General features: G+C 73.8%; 16 protein-coding genes. 11 read left to right on the forward strand and 5 right to left on the reverse strand.

Annotated features, from left to right (window positions below; translation table 11 throughout):
• Positions 1 to 57: 57 nt before the first annotated feature.
• The gene (locus BM223_RS00820) at positions 58 to 1,245 is read left to right on the forward strand and encodes an ROK family transcriptional regulator (RefSeq protein WP_235319070.1); all 1,188 of its coding nucleotides are present in this window, start codon (positions 58 to 60) and stop codon (positions 1,243 to 1,245) included.
• Positions 1,246 to 1,248: 3 nt separating this feature from the next.
• On the opposite strand, the gene BM223_RS00825 is transcribed toward BM223_RS00820, so the two are convergent.
• From BM223_RS00825 to BM223_RS00835, 3 genes are read right to left on the reverse strand one after another with little or no spacing between them, the layout of a single operon-like run.
• Positions 1,249 to 2,133 carry a dioxygenase family protein gene (locus tag BM223_RS00825; RefSeq protein ID WP_038682354.1) on the reverse strand — a complete coding sequence of 295 codons (885 nt, stop codon included), beginning with the start codon at positions 2,131 to 2,133 and terminating at the stop codon, positions 1,249 to 1,251.
• Entirely contained in the window at positions 2,130 to 3,185 is a 1,056-nt protein-coding gene (locus BM223_RS00830; protein WP_038682352.1) for a maleylacetate reductase, read from the reverse strand. Before BM223_RS00830 ends, BM223_RS00825 begins: the two co-directional genes overlap by 4 nt.
• On the reverse strand, positions 3,182 to 4,978 hold the full coding sequence (locus BM223_RS00835) for an FAD-dependent oxidoreductase (RefSeq protein WP_038682350.1): 1,797 nt from the start codon (positions 4,976 to 4,978) through the stop codon (positions 3,182 to 3,184). The genes BM223_RS00830 and BM223_RS00835 overlap by 4 nt, the downstream gene beginning before the upstream one ends.
• A gap of 117 nt (positions 4,979 to 5,095) precedes the next feature.
• Here BM223_RS00835 and BM223_RS00840 point away from each other — a divergent pair, with 117 nt between their 5' ends.
• On the forward strand, positions 5,096 to 6,019 hold the full coding sequence (locus tag BM223_RS00840) for a helix-turn-helix domain-containing protein (RefSeq protein WP_235319069.1): 924 nt from the start codon (positions 5,096 to 5,098) through the stop codon (positions 6,017 to 6,019).
• Here BM223_RS00840 and BM223_RS00845 read toward each other — a convergent pair.
• On the reverse strand, positions 6,006 to 6,461 hold the full coding sequence (locus tag BM223_RS00845; protein ID WP_038682346.1) for a GNAT family N-acetyltransferase: 456 nt from the start codon (positions 6,459 to 6,461) through the stop codon (positions 6,006 to 6,008). The genes BM223_RS00840 and BM223_RS00845 overlap by 14 nt on opposite strands.
• A 116-nt stretch (positions 6,462 to 6,577) precedes the next feature.
• On the opposite strand from BM223_RS00845, the gene BM223_RS00850 reads away from it, so the two are divergent.
• The 4 genes from BM223_RS00850 to BM223_RS00865 are packed head-to-tail and all read left to right on the forward strand — an operon-like array spanning position 6,578 to position 11,532.
• Positions 6,578 to 8,089, forward strand: coding sequence for an APC family permease (locus BM223_RS00850; protein ID WP_075018433.1), 1,512 nt, complete (start codon positions 6,578 to 6,580; stop codon positions 8,087 to 8,089).
• Positions 8,090 to 8,106: 17 nt separating this feature from the next.
• A complete protein-coding gene (locus tag BM223_RS00855) occupies positions 8,107 to 8,694 on the forward strand; it encodes a TetR/AcrR family transcriptional regulator (protein ID WP_052139114.1) in 588 nt (195 codons plus the stop codon).
• The gene (locus BM223_RS00860) at positions 8,691 to 10,313 is read left to right on the forward strand and encodes an amidohydrolase (protein WP_038682344.1); all 1,623 of its coding nucleotides are present in this window, start codon (positions 8,691 to 8,693) and stop codon (positions 10,311 to 10,313) included. The genes BM223_RS00855 and BM223_RS00860 overlap by 4 nt, the downstream gene beginning before the upstream one ends.
• 19 nt (positions 10,314 to 10,332) lie before the next feature.
• Positions 10,333 to 11,532, forward strand: coding sequence for a M24 family metallopeptidase (locus BM223_RS00865; RefSeq protein ID WP_052139113.1), 1,200 nt, complete (start codon positions 10,333 to 10,335; stop codon positions 11,530 to 11,532).
• A 46-nt stretch (positions 11,533 to 11,578) separates the two neighbouring features.
• Here BM223_RS00865 and BM223_RS00870 read toward each other — a convergent pair whose 3' ends face one another.
• Complete coding sequence (locus tag BM223_RS00870; RefSeq protein WP_052139112.1) at positions 11,579 to 12,340, reverse strand: helix-turn-helix domain-containing protein; 762 nt, start codon at positions 12,338 to 12,340, stop codon at positions 11,579 to 11,581.
• Between the two features lie 238 nt (positions 12,341 to 12,578).
• Here BM223_RS00870 and BM223_RS00875 point away from each other — a divergent pair, with 238 nt between their 5' ends.
• From BM223_RS00875 to BM223_RS00895, 5 genes are all read left to right on the forward strand, one after another.
• A complete protein-coding gene (locus tag BM223_RS00875; RefSeq protein WP_158510238.1) occupies positions 12,579 to 13,946 on the forward strand; it encodes an amidohydrolase family protein in 1,368 nt (455 codons plus the stop codon).
• The gene (locus tag BM223_RS00880; protein WP_052139111.1) at positions 13,943 to 14,998 is read left to right on the forward strand and encodes an ABC transporter permease; all 1,056 of its coding nucleotides are present in this window, start codon (positions 13,943 to 13,945) and stop codon (positions 14,996 to 14,998) included. The genes BM223_RS00875 and BM223_RS00880 overlap by 4 nt, the downstream gene beginning before the upstream one ends.
• Before the next feature lie 122 nt (positions 14,999 to 15,120).
• The gene (locus BM223_RS00885) at positions 15,121 to 16,296 is read left to right on the forward strand and encodes a substrate-binding domain-containing protein (protein WP_052139110.1); all 1,176 of its coding nucleotides are present in this window, start codon (positions 15,121 to 15,123) and stop codon (positions 16,294 to 16,296) included.
• Positions 16,293 to 18,830: an ATP-binding cassette domain-containing protein gene (locus BM223_RS00890; protein ID WP_052139109.1), complete on the forward strand. Its 2,538-nt coding sequence runs from the start codon at positions 16,293 to 16,295 to the stop codon at positions 18,828 to 18,830. The genes BM223_RS00885 and BM223_RS00890 overlap by 4 nt, the downstream gene beginning before the upstream one ends.
• Positions 18,827 to 19,147 (forward strand): Dabb family protein, encoded by a 321-nt coding sequence (locus BM223_RS00895; protein WP_052139108.1) that lies wholly within the window; start codon positions 18,827 to 18,829, stop codon positions 19,145 to 19,147. The genes BM223_RS00890 and BM223_RS00895 overlap by 4 nt, the downstream gene beginning before the upstream one ends.
• The last annotated feature ends 6 nt before the right edge of the window (positions 19,148 to 19,153 follow it).

The following is a 19,153-nucleotide window of genomic DNA, read 5'->3' on the forward strand; positions in this document are numbered from 1 at the left end:
TCCGGAAGCGCACTTATGACTTTTAGCGAACAAAGAGGTGACGCTTAGACTCGCCCCATGACGGAGATGCGGCCGCCGGGCGGTCGGGACACGGCCACGGCCGGCGACCTGTTCGCCCTGGTCCGTGCCGGACGGGCGGCCACCCGCGCCGACCTGGGCCGGCTCACCGGGCTCTCCCGGACCGCGGTCGTGGCCCGGGTCGGCGCCCTCGGCGAGTCCGGGCTGCTGCGGGTCGGCGCCGATCTCGCCTCCACCGGCGGCCGCCCGCCCGGCCGGCTCGAGGTCGCCACCGACGCCGGCACGGTCCTCGCCGTCGCGATCGGGCGCTCGCGATCCCAGGTGGCCGTCCACGACCTGGCCGGCGCCGAGCTCGCCGCCTCCGCGGTCGACCACGAGATCGGCGCGGGACCCGACGCCGTGATGCCCTCGGTCGCCGACCAGCTGGCCGGCCTGCTCGTCCCCGGCACCCCGCCGGTCCTCGGCATCGGGCTGTCGCTGCCCGGCGCCGTCGACGCCGAGCGCGGCGTCAGTGTCGAGACGCCCGTGATGGCCGGGTGGGACGGCGTCCCCCTCGCGCCCTACCTCGCCGGCGTGACCGAGGCGCCGCTGCTCGTCGCCAACGACGCCGACACGCTCGCCCGCTCGGAGTACCTCGGCCACGCCGCGCGGATGCGCGACCTGCTCGTCGTCAAGGCCTCGACCGGCATCGGGCTGGGCGTTCTCGCCGGCGGCCGGATCGTCGCCGGCGCCCTCGGCGCGGCCGGCGAGCTCGGCCACACGAAGGTCCCCGAGGCCTCGGGCCGCCCGTGCCGCTGCGGCGACGTCGGCTGCCTCGAGACCATCGCCGCCGGCTGGGCGCTGGTCGCCCGGCTCCGCGAGAGCGGCCGCGAGGTCGAGCACGTCCGCGACCTGGTCGCGCACGCGCTCGCCGGTGACCCGGAGGCCAAGCAGCTGCTGCGCGAGAGCGGCCGGATGGTCGGCGAGCTCCTCGCCGTCGCGATCAACCTGCTCAACCCCCGCGCCGTCGTGCTCGGTGGCGACATGGCGGCGGCCTTCGACGTCTACGCGGCCGGCGTCCGCGAGGCCGTCTACGCCCGGTCGACGGCGCTGGCGACCCGCGAGCTGCAGTTCCTTCCCGCGACGTACGGCGACCGGGCCGGCCTGGTCGGCTGCGCGGCCCTCGCGCTCGACGAGGTGCTCAGCCCCGCCGCGGTCGACGCGCGGCTGCGGCGGGCGGCCGGGTGAGCCTCAGGTGCGCGGTGCGAGCACGATGTCGAACCGCGCCCGCGACCAGGTCCCGTCGATCTCGCGGCCGCCGGGCGCGGGTGTCCCGGGCGGCTGCTGCTCGAACCTCTTGACCAGCGAGTCCTTCACGCCGAACACCGAGTCCCGGTCGAGCAGCTCGTCGCCCTCGACGAAGATGTGGGTGACCAGGGTCCGCAGCCCCGGTGCAGTGACCATGAAGTGCAGGTGCGAGGCGCGCATGGGTGAGCGGCCCGTGGCGGCGAGCATCCGGCCGACCGGCCCGTCGTGCGGGATCGGGTACGGCGTGGGCGTGATCGCCCAGAACGCATAGCTCCCGTCCGGGCCGCTGTGCAGGTGGGCCCGCGCGGCGGTCCGGTCGTCGGCGTACTGGACGTCGTAGAAGCCGTCGTCGTCGGCCTCCCACACCTCGATCCGAGCGTCCGGCACCGGGTTGCCCTCGGTGTCGGTGACCGTGCCCTCGACCCAGCACGGCTCGCCGGCCGCGCCGCCGGCGATGTCGCCGCCGGACTCGATCCGCGGCGATCCCTCGACGAAGAACGGCCCGAAGACGGTGGCCTCGGTGGCGTCGCCGTGCGCCTCGTTGTTCATCGCGATCGTCTGCATGGACGCGCCGAGCACGTCGGAGAGAAGGATGAACTCCTGGCGCCGCTCGTCGGTGATGCGGCCGGCGTCGGTGAGGAAGCCGATGCCGGCCTCCCACTCGGCCTCGGTCAGCCGGACCTCGCGCAGGAAGGCGTGGAGGTGCCGGGTCAGCGCCTGCATCACCAGCTTGAGGCGCGGGTCGGCGGTGGCGTCGAAGGAGCGCAGCACGCGCTCGACCAGGTCCTGCTCGCGGGCCTGCTGCTCGGCGGGGACGGGCGTGCTCATGCGGGATCGGCTCCTTCCCAGACCGCGCGGAGGAGCGCGGTGAGGTTCTCGGTGGTGACCGGCGTCGGGTTCGATGGTGGGACGACGGGCAGGATCGCCGCCACCGCACCGGGGATCTGGTCCTCGCGGAAGCCGTGGTCGCGCAGCGCCCGTGGGGCGCCGACGGTCCTGCGGAGCTCCTCGAGCCCGGCGAGCGCCGAGGGGGCGCCGAAGGCGCCGGCCAGCCGGGCGTCCGCCTCGGGCGCGTTCGGGGCGTTGAGCGCGAGCACCTGCGGCAGCACGGTGGCATGGGTCTGCGCATGGGGGAGGTCGTAGCGACCGCCGAGCACGTGGCAGATCTTGTGGTGCAGCCCCGAGCCCGCGGACGCGAACGCCACCGCGGCGAGGTAGGCGCCGTAGACAGTCCGCTCCCGGCCGTCGATCGCGTGGGGGTCGGTGACGACCGCGGGCAGTCCGGCGCACAGCGCGCGGGCGCCCTCGGTGGCGAGCGCCGCGTTGATCGGGTCGGCGCGCGGTGCCCAGAGCGAGTCGACGCAGTGGGCGAGTGCGTTGAGGCCGCTCGCCACCGACAGGTCCACCGGAAGGCCGGTCATCAGCGTGGCGTCGTACACGACGGCGCGGGGGAGCACCCGGGGGTCGGCGCCCGTGGTCTTCGCCCCGTCCTCGGTGAGGCCCCAGACGTCGGTGGCCTCGGAGCCGGCATACGTCGTCGGCACGGCGACGACGGGGATGCCCGTGGTCAGGGCGACCGCCTTGCCGAGGCCGGTGGTCGAGCCGCCCCCGACGGTGACGATCACGTCGGCCGCGGCCTCCGTGGCGGCGGCCCGGGCGCGGCCGGCGACCTCGACGGGGACGTGCATGACCACCTCGTCGTAGGTGAGGACGACGGGCAGCCCCTCGGTCACCGACGCCGCGAGCGAGGCCTCCCGCTCGGACGCCACCACCATGACCCGGCGCGCGCCCAGCGCGGCGACCTCCTCGGCGACGGCCGCGGCCGCCTCGCCCGTGGCGAGCCGCACGCGCTGGGGCAGGGTGTCGTGGACGAACCTCATGCGTCCCTCCCCAGCAACCGCGTCAGCGCGTCCCGGAGGGCGGCCTCGGGGGCGTCGGGAAGGAACGGCGCGCGCCAGGCGATGTGCTTGTCGGGCCGCACGAGGAGCGCGCCGCTCTCGTCGACCTCGCGGATCTTCGCCCAGTCGTAGTAGAGGTCGGTGACCGCGCGGCCGGGGCCGATGACCACGGTGGTGAGCGGGATGCCGAGGTCGGCGGCGACCTGCGCCGCGGCCGGCTCCCACGTCTCGCCGGCGACGCCGGTGATCAGCGTCCAGCCGCGGTAGGGGGCGAGGTCCATCGTCGCCTGCTTCGTGACCTGGTCGCCGACCCACGCGTGCGGCAGGTGAGCGCCGGGGGAGGTCGACATGACGTGGTAGAGGTCCTCGTCGCGGCTCGGTGCCGGCCGGGTTCCGTCGGAGACGATCGCGCGCGACTCGTAGAACTGCCCGAGCTCGACGCCGTGCGCGTTGAACTCGTAGTTCTTGCGGTCCATCGCGGTCACCAGTGCTGCCCGGCGGGCCGCGCCCTCCGGTGTGTTGTCCTTGCGCTGCTCGATGGCGGCGGCCATCTCGGCGGCGTCGGTGAGCCCGGTGATGCCGAGGGCGTCGAAGATCTCCGCGAACTCCCGGGCGCTCCGGTTGGCCCGCGTGACGATCCGCTTCGCCACCGGCGCCCGCTCCTCGGAGTAGCTCTCCAGCAGGCTCGGGGCGGCCTGGCCGGCCAGGACGGCGGCCAGCTTCCAGGCGAGGTTGTACGAGTCCTGGACCGAGGTGTTGGAGCCGAGACCGTTGCTCGGTGGGTGCCGGTGGATCGCATCGCCGACGCAGAACACCCGTCCCCGCTGGAGATGCGTCGCGTACATCTCGTTGACGCCCCACAGCGAGTAGCCGGTGATCTCCGGTTCGAGGTCCGGCATGCCGAGCAGGTCGCGGACGATCCGGGCGGCCTCCTCGTCGTCGAGGTGGGGCGGCGGCTCGTCGATGTCGTAGCCCCACACGATGAGCCACTCGTCCCAGGGGCGGACCATCCGGACCAGGCCCGTCCCGATGCCGCCGACGTTGGAGCCCGGCTGGATCACCCAGTAGAGCACCGACGGCCGGTGCCCGACGTACGCGCTGATGTCGGCCTTGAACGTGATGTTCATCGATCCGGCGATGTCCATCGCGCCCTCGAACGGCAGGTCGAGGTCGGCGGCCACCTTCGAGCGGGCGCCGTCCGCGCCGATCAGGTAGCGGCAGCGGATCGTGTACTCGCGCCCGGTGAGCCGGTCGCGCACCCGGACGTCGACCTTCGCGTCGTCCTGGGTGTGGGAGAGGTACTCGGTCGAGAACCGGGTCTGGGCGCCGCGCTCGGTGGCGTTGCGGACCAGGATCGGCTCGAGGTACGTCTGCGGGATGTCGACGGTGAGGCACGGCGACGCGAGCTGGTAGTCGGCCTCGCGGTCGGGGCGGGTGCCCCACGTGTGGATCCGGCCGATCTCCTCACCGGCGATGCTCGTGCAGAAGACGGTGTCGCCGCACAGCTCGTGGGGCGTCGCGTCGGCGAGCACCTGCTGCTCGATGCCCAGGTCGCGGAAGATCTCCATCGCGCGCTGGTTGGTGATGTGGGCGCGGGGAGTGTTCGCCGTCCACCGGTACTTGGTGATCATGATGGTGGAGACCCCGAGGGTGCTCAGGAACAGCGCCGCCGCGGCGCCGCCGGGGCCCGAGCCGACGACCAGCACGTCGGTCTCGACCACGTCCTCGACCGCGGGCAGCTCGGTGTCGGCGATCCCGTCGTTGAACTCAGCCATGGCTCCGAGCCTGGGCCCCGGCTGTGGCGACCGCCACACTCTTGCCGTGGGATGGCGGAAATGCGCACCTCCGCGCGCACCCTGGCACCAAATTGGTTGACGTGTCATCCTACTCCCGTGAGACCTGTCCCGCAGGTGCAGTGCTTCGAGGTCGGCGACGCTGACGGCGTGGCCGACTGGGAGCGGCACAACGCCGAGGCGTTGATCGAGCTCGCCTGCTCCCTGCCGGCCACGGCCTTCCGGGCCCGGGAGGTCAACGTGCAGGTGGACCGGATGGGTGTCGCCCACGTCGCCGGGACGCCGCACACGGTCACCCGCGGGCCGGCCCTCGTCGACGCCCGGCCGGCGGACGCCATCGCCGTGTACGCCACGCTCCGGGGCGAGGCGCTGCTCGAGTCCTCTGGGCGACGACACGTCATCCGGCCCGGGCGGGTGCTGCTCTGCGACGTCGACCGCCCCTTCCTGCGGGACTTCGGGCACGGTCTCGAGGAGCTCGCGGTGAAGGTCCCGCGCGCGCTGTTCGCCGAGGCCACCGGGCTGACCTCGCTCGCGGCGCCGCTCGTCGTCGACGCCGGGGCCGATCCCTTCGCCCGTGCCCTCGTCCGGCTGGTCGGCCGGACGGTGGCGGCCGGCGTCCGCCTGCCGGCCGAGGAGATCGCCCTCCTCGAGCTGGTCTCCGTCCTCGCCACCGGACCGCGCGGCTCCGTCACCCTGGCGCACCGGGCCGCCGCCCGCGCCCACATCGACGAGCACCTCACCGACCCGACGCTGTCCGCATCGTCGGTGGCGGCGGGGGCGGGCATCAGCGAGCGCCAGCTCTCCCGCGTCTTCGCCGACGCCGGCACGTCGGTGCCGCGACAGATCCTCGCCCGGCGCCTCGACCTGGCGCACGCCCTGCTCGCCGCGGGCGCGGCGGAGCGGACGGCCGACGTCGCGGCGCGGTGCGGGTTCGCCTCGGCGTCGTACTTCTCGCAGGCGTTCCGGCGCCGTTTCGGCCGCGGTGCGGGCGAGGTGCGGCGGGCCGCGGCTACCGCAGGGTGAGCGAGTAGTGGTGGAACTCGTCGTCGCGCAGCCAGCCCTCTGAGGCGTAGAGCGCCTGCGCGGTGGTGTTGGTCGTCGCGGTCGACAGATCCATCCGGACGACGCCGTCGCGCCGGCCGCGCTCGGCAGCGGCGCGGAGCAGCGTCCGGCCGACGCCGTGCTCGCGGCTGCCGGGGTGCACGAAGAGGTCGTAGAGCACGTAGATGGGCGCGGCCTCGACCGTGCACAGGGTCGGGTAGAGCTGGGTGAAGCCGGCGAGGTCGCCGTCGCGCTCGGCGACGAGGAGCACCGAGTCCTGCCGGCGCAGCCGGTCGTCGATGAAGGCACGGGCGCGGGGGAGGTCGGGCGCGCACGCGTAGAACTGCCGGTAGGCGTCGAGCAGGACGCTCAGGCCGGCCGCGTCGTCGGGCCGCGCCTCGCGCACCAGGGTCGCTGGGGTCATGTCTCCATCATCTCGTCGGGCCCTCCGCCCCTACCTCCGAAATCGGGGGTAGCGCGGACGACGGCTGAGGAGTTAATTTAACGCTTGTTCAGTTAACTCGCACGCGGAGGTCCGTGATGGCTGGTGTGGCGGTGGAACGGGACTCGGGGACCGGCAGTGACGGCAAGGGCAGTGGCACGACGACGTTGAAGAGCGGGGCGTTGGGGACGTTCTCGGTGGCGTTCCTGATCGTGTCCGCGGCGGCACCCCTGGGCTACCTGGCGGGCTACGGCCCGCTCGCCCTGCTCATCGGCGGCCCCGGTGCCGCCGCCAGCTTCGTGCTCGGAGGACTCGCCCTGGCCGCCTTCCTCGGCGCGTTCACGACGATGACTCCGTACGTGAAGAGCCCCGGCGCCTTCTACGCCTACGTGCGGGCCGGCCTCGGGCGTGCCGTGGGCACCGTCGCGGCGGTCTTCGCCGTGGTCGCCTACAACCTGGCGCTGGTCGGAGCGCTGGGCGCCATCGCGACCTACCTGGTGCCCCACGTCGACGACCTCGTGGGTGGAGCCGTGCCGTGGCCGGTGGTGGCCGTCGCCGCCACGCTGACGGTCTTCGCTATCGCCGCCGCGGGCATCGACCTCGGCGCGCGCTTCCTCGGGGTGCTGCTGATCGCCGAGACCGCGATCATCCTCGTGGTCGTCGTCGCGGTCCTGCTGGACGGCGGCGCGCACGGGCTCAGCCTCGACGCGTTCGGGCTCGACCGGGCCACCGCGCCGGGCATGGGTGCCGCCCTGGCGCTGACGTTCGTCGGCTTCCTCGGCATCGAGGGCATCGCGCTCTACCGCTCCGAGGCGCGCGACCCGGACCGCACCATCCGTCGTGCCGGGGCGCTCGCCGTCGGCTCGATGGCGGTGTTCTACATCCTCGTCACCTGGGCGGTCGTCCAGGCCTTCGGCACCGATGAGGTGCAGGGCGCGGCCGAGCAGCACGGCGCCGACCTGTTCTTCGTCGCCGCCGACCAGTACGTCGGCGGGTGGGCGGCGACGACGATGCAGTGGCTCATCATCACCAGCCTGCTCGCCGCGCAGCTCGCGTTCCACAACGCCGGCAACCGCTACCTCCACGCCCTGTCCCGCGACGGCGTCCTGCCGCGCCGGCTCGCGGTCGTCGGTCGCCGGACCGGCGCGCCCTGGGTGGCCGGGGCGTTCGCGACGGTGGTCTCGCTCGTCGGGGTGGCGGTCGCGGCGCTGCTCGGCTGGGACCCGTACTTCGAGATGTCGGTGTGGCTGCTGTCGCTCGCCGTGGTCCTGATCCTGCTGCTCCAGGTGCTGACCTGCGTGGCCGTGGTGGTCTTCCTCGGTCGCCGGGCGGACGTCCCGGGCCGGGTGCGCGGCATCGTGTGCGCGCTCGTGGCCATCGGCCTGCTCGCGGTCGCCGGCTACGAGCTGCTCACGCAGTTCGAGCTGCTCTCGGCGAGCGGGCCCGAGCAGAACGCCACCATCCTGACGGTGCTGGCCGGGTTCGTCGTGGTGACGGTCGTCGGCGTGGCCGCCGTCGCCCGGTTCCGGCCCGACGCGCTGCGCCGGGTGGGCCAGGACCCCGACGACTCCGACGACCCCGACGACACCGCCGCCCCCGACGCGGCCTGAGGAGAGAGGACGACGCCATGGCCCGACCCGAGGACCCGACCCGGCGCCCCCAGCTGCTGCAGCAGATCATCGACTACCTCGAGGACCACCGCCTCAGCGATCTCCGGATCCGCAGCGCGGCCGAGTTCTGCGGGGTCAGCGGGCCGGTGCTCGTCTACCAGTTCGGCACCCGCGACGAGCTCGTCGCCGCCGTCGTCGCCGAGGCCGAGCGCCGGATGCGGGGGGTCGCGGAGGAGCACGTCGCCGAGGGCGTCGGTGCCGCTCTGCGCGCGTTCTGGCGGTGGACGCTGGAGGAGCCCCGCGCCGCGACGCTGCTCGGCATCTCGGTCGAGTGGCAGGTCCTCGAGCGGCGCTCGGTCGACCCGGCCGGCGAAGCCTCCGAGGGGGCGCGGTTCTGGGTGGGCTGGATCGACCTCTTCGCCGAGCGGCTCCGCAGTGCGGGCGTGCCCTCCGAGGCCGCGCTGACCGAGGCCACCTTCCTGCACGGCGGCCTGCTCGGGCTGTGCCTGGACTACTGGATCACGGGCGACCGGGAGCGGATCGGCCTGGCCTTCGAGGAGCTCGCCGTGCGTGCCGACGTCGTCGCGGCGTCCGGCGCCTCGTGACGTACGCCGACCAGGTCGTCCTCGCCTGTCGGGTGCACCCGATGGCGCCCGACGCCGGCGTGGCCGAGGCGGTCGCCGTCCGCGGCGACCGGATCGAGGCCGTCGGGTCCCGGGCGCAGGCGCGCGCGTGGATCGGGCCGGGGACGACGGTCACCGATCACGGTTCCGGCGTGATCACGCCGGGGCTCGTCGACGCGCACAGCCACCCGGTCCTGGGTCTGCGGATGACGGCCGGCGCCGACCTCACGGGCGTGACGTCGCCCGACGAGCTGCGGTCCGCCCTGGCCACGGCCGCAGCGGCCACCCCCTCCGGTGCGTGGATCCAGGCCTGGGGCCTGAAGCCCGACGCCTGGCCCGCTCCTGGGCCGCACCGGTCCTGGCTCGACGCGATCGTCGGCGACCGGCCCGCGCTGGTGCGCTTCTTCGACGGCCACGCCGTGGTCGCCAGCACCCGGGCGCTGGAGCTCGCCGGGACGGCCGGCCTCGCCGACGTCCTGGGTCCGGGGCTGGTCGGGCGCGACGCCCAGGGCCTGACCGGCGTCGTGCGGGAGCCGGCGGGGCTGGCCCACCTCGACGCCGTGATCGCGCCGGCCGACGTCGCGGACGAGGCCGCGCGACTGCACGCGCTGCTCGCCGCCATGGCCGCGACCGGCCTGACCACCGTGCACGCACTGGACCTGGAGGGCGATGCCCTGGCGGTCCTCGCCGCGGCCGAGGCGCGCGGCCGGCTGCCGGTCCGGCTGCTGCTGTCGCCCTGGTGCGGCCCGGACCTCGACGTCGACGGCTGGCGCGCGCTCGTCGACCTGCAGCGGCGGTCGGGTGAACGCTGGGCGGTCCGCGGCGTCAAGCTGTTCCTCGACGGCACCATCGACCACGGGACGGCGTGGCTCTCGCGGCCCGACCGGTGGGGGCAGTCCGACGTCAGCCTGTGGCCCGACCGGGAGCGGTACGCCGCCGCGCTGGCCTTCTTCGACCGGCACGGCGTGGCCACCGCGACCCACGCCATCGGCGACGCCTCGGTGGGCTGTGCCCTCGACGTCATCGGTGACCTGCGGCGCGCGGGATCCACGCTGGTGCACCGGATCGAGCACATCGAGACCGCGCCGGACCACCTGCTGCCGCGCTTCGCCGAGGTCGGCGCGGCGGCCTGCATGCAGCCGACCCACTGCACCCGCTACGTCGCCGCCGACGGCTCCGACAACTGGTCGGCGCGGCTGCCCGAGCACCAGGCCCGGCAGGCGTGGCGCACCCGCGACCTCCGCGACCTCGGGGCGATCGTCGCCCTGGGGTCCGACTGGCCGATCGCGCACTACGACCCGCGCCAAGTCATGGCGGACGCGCAGGAGCGCCGTCCTGCCGAGCTTCCGGACGCCGCGCCGGTCGGCCCCGAGCAGCGGCTGACCGCCCGGATGGCGCTCGAGGGCTACACCACCCACGCGGCCGCCGCGGACGGCCTGGCCGCCGAGCTCGGCGTCCTGGCCCCGGGAGCCCGGGCCGATCTCACTGTCTTCGCCGCCGACCCCCTGGAGCTCCCGCCGGGCGAGCTCCTCACCTGCCCGGTGCTGGCGACCTACGTCGGCGGCGTGCCGACCCACCGGCACGCCGACCTCCCCCACTAGAAGGACGAGAAGGAAGCACATGCTCTTCGACAAGGACGAGTACCACGGTCGCTGGAACCGGCTGTACGACAGCATCGAGGCGGCGGGCGCCCGCACCGCGGTGGTGTGGCAACGCTCCGCCGGCGGGTACGACCGCGCCGGCGACCTGCACTGGCTGTGCAACTACGCCTCGCTCGCCTCGGGGCAGGAGCCGTCGGTCGCGACCTGGCCCGGCATCGGCCGGGGCTTCGCGGCGCTGGTCTTCCACGACCGCCAGGAGCCGACCCTGCACATCGCCGAGCCGGTCGAGCTCGTCGACGAGACCGAGATCGCGCCGCTCGCGATCCACTCCCACGACAACCTCCCCGCCGGGGTGGGCGCCCAGCTGGCCGGCCTCGGGGTCGAGGGCACGGTGCTCCACAACGCCGACGACTTCCTGCCGATCCTGTTCGGTCGCGAGCTCGCGGCAGCGGCGCCGGGCATCACCTTCGAGCACGACGACCACCTCATCTACCGCGCGCACCGGATCAAGTCGCCGGCCGAGCACGACGTCATGCGCGAGGCCGGGCGCGTCGCCAGCAGTGCGCTCACCGCACTCATGAGCGGCCTGATGTCCGGGCAGTCCGAGCGTGAGGCCTCGGCCGCCGCGGCGGCCGCGATCGTCCGCGGTGGTGGCGGCTTCCAGCGGATCGGCGTGGCCCACGGAGCCCGCTCCGAGCGGGTCTTCTGGAGCTCCTCGATGTACGGCTACTCGGACGAGACGCCGGCGACGGGCGACCTGGTGCGGGGGTGGGTCTACGGCCCGATCTACGGCGGCTACTGGCTCGACCCCGGCCGCACGGCTGTCGTGGGCAACAAGCCCACCGCCGCCCAGCGGACCCTGCTCGAGGCCGGCAACGACGTGGTCGAGCGCCTCCTCGACGCCATCCGCCCCGGCGTCAGCAGCGCCGACGTCGGCCTGCTGGGCGACGAGCTGATGGCGGCCGCCGGCAACGAGGCCGAGGGCGACTACTGGGAGCTGTACGGGCACGGCGTCGGCAAGGACTTCTACCTGCCCCCGGCCATCCCCGCCCACGGCTCGTACGCGGGACTGGTGGACACCTACGACGTCGGGATGGCCGTCACCGTGGAGATCTTCCTGCGCCACGCCGGGGTCGGCATGGCGACCTTCGAGCGGACCGGGCTGGTGACCGAGCGCGGCGTCGAGCTGCTCGACGACACCCCCATGATCTGGTGGTAGACCCGCGCACCTGAGGTCCGGCGCTCCCGCGACGCGGGAGCGCCGGTCAGTCCTGCAGCGCCGGCAGGTGGGTGACGTGCGGCGACGGGTCGTCGAGCGCGGCCGAGCGGTCGTCGTTGCGGCGCGCGACGACGAACCAGATGGCGCGGCACACGCCGTCGTGGGGGTTCGAGAGGCGGTGCGGCGTCATCGCGTCGAAGGTGATGGAGTCGCCGGGCTCGAGGGTGTGGGTGTCGAAGCCTACCTGGACGTCGAGGCGGCCCTCGAGCACGAACCCGTACTCGCGCCCGCCGTGGCGCATCATGTCGTCCTCCGGGCAGCTCGCGCTGCCCGGGTCGTAGGTGACGTGGAGGAAGTCGACGAAGGGGTCGGCCTCGCGGGTGAGCCGCTCCCAGGTGACGCCGGGGAAGCGGATCTGGGCGCGGGAGGCGCCGCGCTGGACGTTGCGCTGCACCCGGGGCCAGACCGGCTCCTCGGGGTCCCAGGCCATCGGGGGGAGGGCGTCGAGGTCGTGCACGCTGGGCCGCGGTGCCCGCTCGACGCGCCCCGGCTCGGGCTCGGCGGTGGCGTCGGGGGTGGGGCTCATCAGCTCGTCGAGGGAGACCTCGAGCGCGTTGACGAGCTTGTAGAGCGTGCCGACGCTGGCGTTGACCTTGTTGTTCTCGAGCTGGGAGACGAAGCTCGGCGAGACGCCGACCCGGCGGGCCAGGTCGCGCAGCGACATCCCGCGCGCGGTGCGCGCGGCCCGGACGCGGCTCCCCAGCTGGTCGGCCGAGGGGAGGTCGGGGTCCCCGTGCGCGGCGGTCATCCGAGATCGTCTCCCTGGTGCTCAGGCGTGGCCGGGCCCGGTGGCGCGACGTGTTCAGTGTAGGTGTTCAGCGCCGTTCACTGAACTCCTGTCCACGTCTCGCGCCTGAGGCAGCGCAGGAGAGTTCACTCAGAATAAACATTGCGTAATCCTCACTTGACGTTCAGTGTGACTGGACATACAGTTCCGGCGTGATGCAGGCCACGACGACTGAAGGGCTGGTTCGAGGATGACGACCGTGCGCACACTCCTCCGTGGGGGCGACGTGATCACTTCGCGGGCAGCGGGTGAGGTGCTGACCGGGACCGACGTCCTGGTCGAGGACGGACGGATCGCGGCCATCGGCCGCGACCTCACCGCCGGGGACGCGGAGGTGGTCGACCTGACCGGCCGCGTGGTGCTCCCGGGGTTCGTCGACACGCACCGGCACACCTGGCAGTCGGTGGTCCGCAACATCGCCTCGGACTGGTCGCTGACGGAGTACCTGGCCGGGCTGCACACCGGGCTGAGCCGGCACTACCGCGCCGAGGACACCTACGCGGGCAACTACCTCGGTGCGCTGGAGGCGCTCGACGCCGGCATCACCACCCTGGTCGACTGGTCCCACAACCTGTTCACCCCGGAGCACGCCGACGCGGCGATCCAGGCCCTGCGCGACGCCGGCCTGCGGGCGGTCTTCGCCCACGGCGGCGGCGCCCAGCAGTGGGGTGCCCCGCTGCCGTCCGCCGTCCCGCACCCGGACGACGCCCGCCGGGTCCGCGACGAGCACTTCAGCTCCGACGCCGGCCTCGTGACGATGGCGCTGGCCCTGCGCGGCCCCCAGTTCACGACGCCCGAGGTCAACCTGCACGACTTCGCGCTCGCCAAGGAGCTCGACCTCGACGTCACGGTGCACGTCGGTGACGGCTACTGGGGCAAGTCGGGCCCGGTGCGCGCCCTCGAGCGCGACGGGCTGCTCTCGGAGCGCACCACCTACGTCCACTGCTGCACGCTCGGCGACGACGAGCTCCGCATGATCGCCGACTCCGGCGGCAAGGCCTCCGTCGCGCCCGACGTCGAGATGCAGATGGGCCACGGCTTCCCGGCCACCGGCCGGCTGATCCGGGCGGGCGTGCGGCCGAGCTTCTCGATCGACGTCTGCAGCAGCAACGGCGGCGACATGTTCGGGACGATGCGCTCGGCGATCGGCGTGCAGCGCGCCCTCGACAACGCCCCCGCGGTCGAGACCGGCGAGGTCATCGAGCGGATCGGCCTGACCTGCAGCGAGGTGCTGATGTTCGCCACCCGGGACGGCGCCGTGGCGGCCGGCCTGGGCGAGCGCACCGGCTCGATCGAGGTCGGCAAGGCGGCCGACATCGTCGCCCTCCGCGGCGACTCGCTGGCGATGCTGCCGATGAACAACCCGATCGGCGCGGTCGTCTACAACGCCCACCCCGGGCTGGTCCAGGACGTCTGGGTCGACGGGCGCCGGGTCAAGGAGGACGGCCGTCTCGTCGGCGTCGACGTCGCCGCGGTGCGGGCGCTCGCCGAGCGCACCCGCGACCACGTCGTCGAGGCCTACCCCGAGGCCGCCCTCGGTGGTGGCTGGCACCCGGAGCTCGGATGACCACCGTCCCGCCCGCCGTCGTGCCGGCCGCGCCGGCGCGGCGCCGGGTCCCCGACAACGTCCCGCGCACCGGTCAGGTCCTGGCCTGGCCGGCCACCCGGGCCCTCCTCGCGGTGGCCGCCCTGCTGGCGATCAGTCCCCTGGTCGCGTCCGGCAGCGTCAGCAGCACCGCCCTCTACTCGATGCTGCCGTTCGCGGCGATCACCACGCTCGTGGCGGTCGGCCAGACCCTGGTCATCCAGCAGGGCGGGCTCGACCTCTCGGTGCCCGGTGCCGTCACCCTCGGTGCGCTCATCGTCGCCAAGTACGGCGGCGACCAGTCCTGGGGCCTGCCGACCGCCGTCCTGGTCGCCATCCTCGGGACCTCGCTCTTCGGCCTGCTCAGCGGCGTGGTGGTGACCGCCTTCCGGCTGCCGCCGCTCGTCGTCACCATCGCCACCAACGCGCTGCTCATCGGCGTGGTCCAGGTCGTCTCGGGCGGCTTCGGGGCGCAGGCCGACCCCCGGCTGAGCGACTTCGCGCTGGGCCGCTTCCTCGGGATCCCGGTCCTGGTGTGGATCGCCGGGGCGGTGGTCGTCGCGGCCCAGGTCCTGCTGAAGCTGACCCGCACCGGCCGTCGGTTCGAGCTGGTGGGCGAGAGCCGCCGGGCGGCCGACGTCCTGGGCGTCCTCACCCTCGGGTACGGCGTCGCCGCGTACTGGTTCTCGGCGCTGCTGGCCGGCACCGCGGGCGTGCTGCTCGCCGGGCTGCTCCGCTCGCCCACCCTCACCGCCGGCGACAGCTACCTCCTGCCGTCGATCGCCGCGGTCGTCCTCGGCGGCACGGCCCTGACCGGCGGTCGCGGAAGCCTCGTGGGGACGGCGCTCGGCGCGGTGTTCCTCGCCCAGCTCACCCAGCTGGTGCAGACCTTCACGTCGCTGACCGCCGTCCAGAACGTCGTCACCGCGCTGATCATCGGCATCGGCATCGTCCTCCAGCTCCGCCTGGGACGCTCGCCCGCACGGCTCCTCGGCCTGTTCCGGCCCGGTCGCAGCAGACCCGCCTCGACCTGAGTCACGGCGTCACCCGCTGACGTCCTCGTCCCTGCCCTCTCCCCAGCAACGGCACCGTTCGGCGGTCGCCGCGATCAGCCCTGCCCGGACGCGGTGTCCGAGCTCCAGCCAAAGGAAGCCTGATGAACCTCACCACCTCTCACCGTCGCGTCTCGCGTGCCTTCCTGGCCGCCTCGGCGGTCACCGTCCTGGGTCTCAGCGCGTGCTCGTCGGTCAACGACACCGCGTCGAAGGACTCCTCCACGAGCGACGCCGACATCTCCGTCGGCAAGGTCGGCAGCACGGACGAGTTCGCCGACATCGCCGACGTCTGCGGCGGCAAGGACGTGAGCGTCGGCATCGTCGACGGCTTCGGCACCAACTCGTGGTCGAAGACCGTGAAGGCGGAGATCGAGAGCGAGGCCGCGAAGTGCGACGCGATCACCTCGGTCGACTACGCCGCCGGCCGCGGCGACGTCCAGGCGACCAACCAGGCGATCGTCAGCATGGCCGCCAAGAAGACCGACATCATCCTGGTCATCCCGGACGCCGGCCCGGGCGAGGCCCACCTCCCGGCGCTGCGGCGGGCCACGACGTCCGGCTCCACCGTCGTCGCGTTCGCGTCCGACCCGACGGGCAGCCCCGGCGCGGACTACCTCGACTACACCGACTGGCAGCCGGCCAACAGCGGCAAGGTCTGGGCGCAGTGGGTGGTCGACAACCTCGGCGACGACGGCGGCAACGTCGTCTTCCTCGGCGGGCCGGCGGGCGCCAGCGTCACCGCGCAGGAGCTGACCGGCATCAAGGAGGTCCTCGCGGCCAACCCGAAGGTCAAGCTGCTCAACGACGAGCCCGTCGTCACCAACTGGGACCCGGCCGTCGCGCAGCAGGCGATGTCCGGCCTGCTCTCCCGCTACGACGACATCGACGCGGTGATCGTGGACTACGGAACCGCCGCGGGCGGCGTGATCCGGGCCTACGAGAGCGCCGGCAAGAAGCTGCCCCTGGTGGCCAGCACCGACGACAACGCGCTGAGCTGCGGCTACGCGAGCCTCAAGGCGAAGAACCCGGCGTACGAGCTCGCCACGGTGTCGAGCCGCACCTGGGTCGGCCGCGTGGCGCTGCGCAAGGCCCTCGCCTCCGGTGCCGGCCGCGACGACGCCGAGCCGTCGATCTACCAGCTCTCCCTCTTCGAGGACTCCACCGGCGCCGCTGACGGCAGCGTGGCCCCGGCCGACGCCTGCCTCTCCGGAGCGCCGTCCGACGCCTCGCCGTCGTCGCTCCTGACGGCGGACGAGTTCGCGAAGCTCTTCGGGTGAGCCTGGTGACCACGGCCACCACCCCCACGCCGACCGAGCGGTCCGCGGTGCTGCGCCTCGACGGGATCGGCAAGAGCTACCCGGGCGTCCGGGCCCTCGACGGCGTCAGCCTCGAGCTGCTCCCGGGGCGGGTCCACGCCATCCTCGGCGAGAACGGCGCGGGCAAGTCGACCCTCGTCGGCGTCGCGGCGGGCTCGGTGACTCCCGACGAGGGGACCATCGGGCTCGGCGGCCAGGCGCACCGCTCGCTCCAGCCCGGCCAGGCCCGGGCCCAGGGGCTGGCGATCGTCTACCAGACGCCGGCGCTCGCGCCGACGCTCACCGTCGTGGACGCCGTGCTCACCCTGCTGCCGGCCGACCGGAAGCCGGCCCGTGGCCGCGCGATCGGCTGGCTGACCGAGCACTTCGCGACCCTCGGCCTCGCGATCGACCCGCAGGCGGTCGTCGGCGACCTCAGCCAGCGGGAGGCGCACCTCATCGAGATCGCCGCGGCGCTCGCGTGCGAGCCCGAGGTGCTGGTGCTGGACGAGCCGACCGAGGCGCTCGGCGCGGAGGAGACCTCGTGGCTCTTCGGCAAGATTGCCGAGCTCCAGGACCGCGGCACGGCCATCGCCTACATCACCCACCGGATCCCCGAGGTGATGGCGATCGCGCAGGACCTGACGGTCCTGCGCGACGGCCGCGTGGTCGGTCGCGGCGAGGTCGCGGACTTCACCGCGGACGAGATCGTGACCATGATCGTCGGTCGCTCTCTCGAGACGACCTTCCCCGAGAAGCCCGCCGAGGCCGGACCTCCGGTGCTCACGGTCGAGGGGCTCTCCGGTGCCGCCTTCCGCGACGTCTCGTTCGAGGTGGGCCGCGGCCAGGTCATCGGCCTGGCGGGCGTCGAGGGCAACGGGCAGCGCGAGCTGCTCCACGCCCTCGGCGGCGCGGGCGGCGCGCACGGCGAGGTCCGGGTGGCGGGTGAGGCGGTCTCGATCCGCAGCCACCGCTCGGCCGCGGCCGCCGGGATCGTGCTGCTCCCGGGCGACCGGCTCGGCACCGCGATGTTCGGCAACCTCTCGATCCGCGAGAACGTGGTCGCCTCCGCGCTCGGCGACGCGATGCCCGGAGGGTGGACCCGCCGGGCTCGCGAGTACGAGCTCACCCGAAGCGCCATCGACGAGTTCGCGGTCAAGACCGCCACGCTCGAGAGCGCGGTCGTCTCCCTGTCCGGCGGCAGCCAGCAGAAGGTGCTGCTCGCCCGTGCCCGGCTGGGCGACCCCCGGGTGCTGCTGGTCGAGGACCCGACCCAGGGCGTCGATGCCGGCGCGCGCGTGGAGATCTACGCGTGCCTCCGGGCACTGGCCGAGGCCGGCGTCGCGGTGGTCGTGCTGTCGACTGACGCCGTCGAGCTCGAAGGTCTGTGCGACCGGGTCCTCGTCCTGTCGCGGGGGGCCATCGCCGCCGACCTGCACGGCACCGAGATCACCGAGCGCGCCATCGTCGGCGGTGCCCTGCTCGCCGATCACGCCGATCACGCCGATCACGCAGCTCCGGCGGGCGTTCCGGAGGCCGACACGCCGCAGCCGGTGGCGCCCCGCCGCCGGTGGCGCGGTGCGGCCCTCCAGCCCGCGGCGCTGCTGGCGCTGACCGTGGTCGTCGTCCTCGCGACGGCGGGCCGGGACTCGTCGTTCCTCGAACCGCTCAACATCAGCCAGCTGCTGCTGGCGTCGTCCGTCCTGATCCTGGTGGGCCTGGCCCAGCTGGTCGTCGTCATCACCGGCGGCATCGACCTCAGCGTCGGATCGGTCGTGGCGCTCTCCGGCGTCGTGGTGTCCTTCTTCGCCGGGAGCGCAGGCTCCCTGGGCCTCGGCATCGTCCTGGCGCTCGCCGCCGGCGCCGCCGTCGGCGTCGTCAACGGGCTGCTCGTCACGCGGCTCGAGGTGCCGGCGGTGATCGCGACCCTGGTGTCGTCGGTCGCGGTCCTCGGCCTCGCGCAGGTGATGCGGCCCCAGCCGGGCGGTGCGGCCGGCCTCGATGCGCTCAACCTCCTGGGCGCGACCGTGGCCTCCGTGCCGATGCTGCTCGTGCTCGGCCTCATCGTCACCGCGGCCGTGGCGCACGTCCTCCAACGCACCGCGCTCGGCCGCGGGCTGCGTGCCGTCGGCGCGGACCCGGTGAAGGCGAACCGGATGGGCGTCCCCGTCGCGCGCACCCGGGTGATCGCGATGGCGCTCTCGGGTGCCCTCGGCGCGGGGGCCGGCATCGCGCTCTTCGCGCAGACGGGCATCGGCGACGCCAACAGCGGTCAGTCGCTCACCCTGGCCTCGGTCACGGTGATCGTGATCGCCGGCGTCAGCATCTTCGGCGGCTCCGGCTCCGCGATCAGCGTGGCCGCGGCGGCCCTGCTGCTGCAGGTGATCACCAACGCGCTCGCCTTCCTGTCGTGGAGCATCGCCTGGCAGTACTGGGTGCAGGGCATCTTCGTGATCGTCGCGGCGGTGCTGCCGATGCTCGCGCGGCGGTCGCGGACGCGGAGGGCGGCGGCATGATCCTGCACCTCGCGCTCTTCACCTGGACCGGCGACGTCACCGCGGACGACGTCACCGGCCTCACCGCCGACCTGCACGCCATGGCCGACCAGCTCGACTCGATCGAGCAGTACGCCTGCGGACCGAACCTCGGCATCACGCCGAGCACCGCGGACTTCGTCGTCGCCGCGGCCGTGCGGGACGAGGACGGCCTGCGCGCCTACCTGACGCACCCGCTGCACCAGGCCGTCCAGGAGCGGTGGCTCACCCGGATGACGGCGGCCCGGTCCGCCGCGCAGCTGCCCATGCCGTTCACCGTCGTCCGCGACGCGCGCTGACGCGCC

This window comes from Pimelobacter simplex, assembly GCF_900114845.1.
Classification (GTDB): Bacteria; Actinomycetota; Actinomycetes; order Propionibacteriales; family Nocardioidaceae; genus Nocardioides; species Nocardioides simplex.

Bases quoted from the DNA above. Each gene is read 5' to 3' on its own strand.
- BM223_RS00820 (WP_235319070.1), top strand. From the start codon at position 58: ATGACGGAGATGCGGCCGCCGGGCGGTCGGGACACGGCCACGGCCGGC.
- BM223_RS00825 (WP_038682354.1), bottom strand. From the start codon at position 2,133: ATGAGCACGCCCGTCCCCGCCGAGCAGCAGGCCCGCGAGCAGGACCTG.
- BM223_RS00830 (WP_038682352.1), bottom strand. From the start codon at position 3,185: ATGAGGTTCGTCCACGACACCCTGCCCCAGCGCGTGCGGCTCGCCACG.
- BM223_RS00835 (WP_038682350.1), bottom strand. From the start codon at position 4,978: ATGGCTGAGTTCAACGACGGGATCGCCGACACCGAGCTGCCCGCGGTC.
- BM223_RS00845 (WP_038682346.1), bottom strand. From the start codon at position 6,461: ATGACCCCAGCGACCCTGGTGCGCGAGGCGCGGCCCGACGACGCGGCC.
- BM223_RS00850 (WP_075018433.1), top strand. From the start codon at position 6,578: ATGGCTGGTGTGGCGGTGGAACGGGACTCGGGGACCGGCAGTGACGGC.
- BM223_RS00855 (WP_052139114.1), top strand. From the start codon at position 8,107: ATGGCCCGACCCGAGGACCCGACCCGGCGCCCCCAGCTGCTGCAGCAG.
- BM223_RS00865 (WP_052139113.1), top strand. From the start codon at position 10,333: ATGCTCTTCGACAAGGACGAGTACCACGGTCGCTGGAACCGGCTGTAC.
- BM223_RS00870 (WP_052139112.1), bottom strand. From the start codon at position 12,340: ATGACCGCCGCGCACGGGGACCCCGACCTCCCCTCGGCCGACCAGCTG.
- BM223_RS00880 (WP_052139111.1), top strand. From the start codon at position 13,943: ATGACCACCGTCCCGCCCGCCGTCGTGCCGGCCGCGCCGGCGCGGCGC.
- BM223_RS00885 (WP_052139110.1), top strand. From the start codon at position 15,121: ATGAACCTCACCACCTCTCACCGTCGCGTCTCGCGTGCCTTCCTGGCC.
- BM223_RS00895 (WP_052139108.1), top strand. From the start codon at position 18,827: ATGATCCTGCACCTCGCGCTCTTCACCTGGACCGGCGACGTCACCGCG.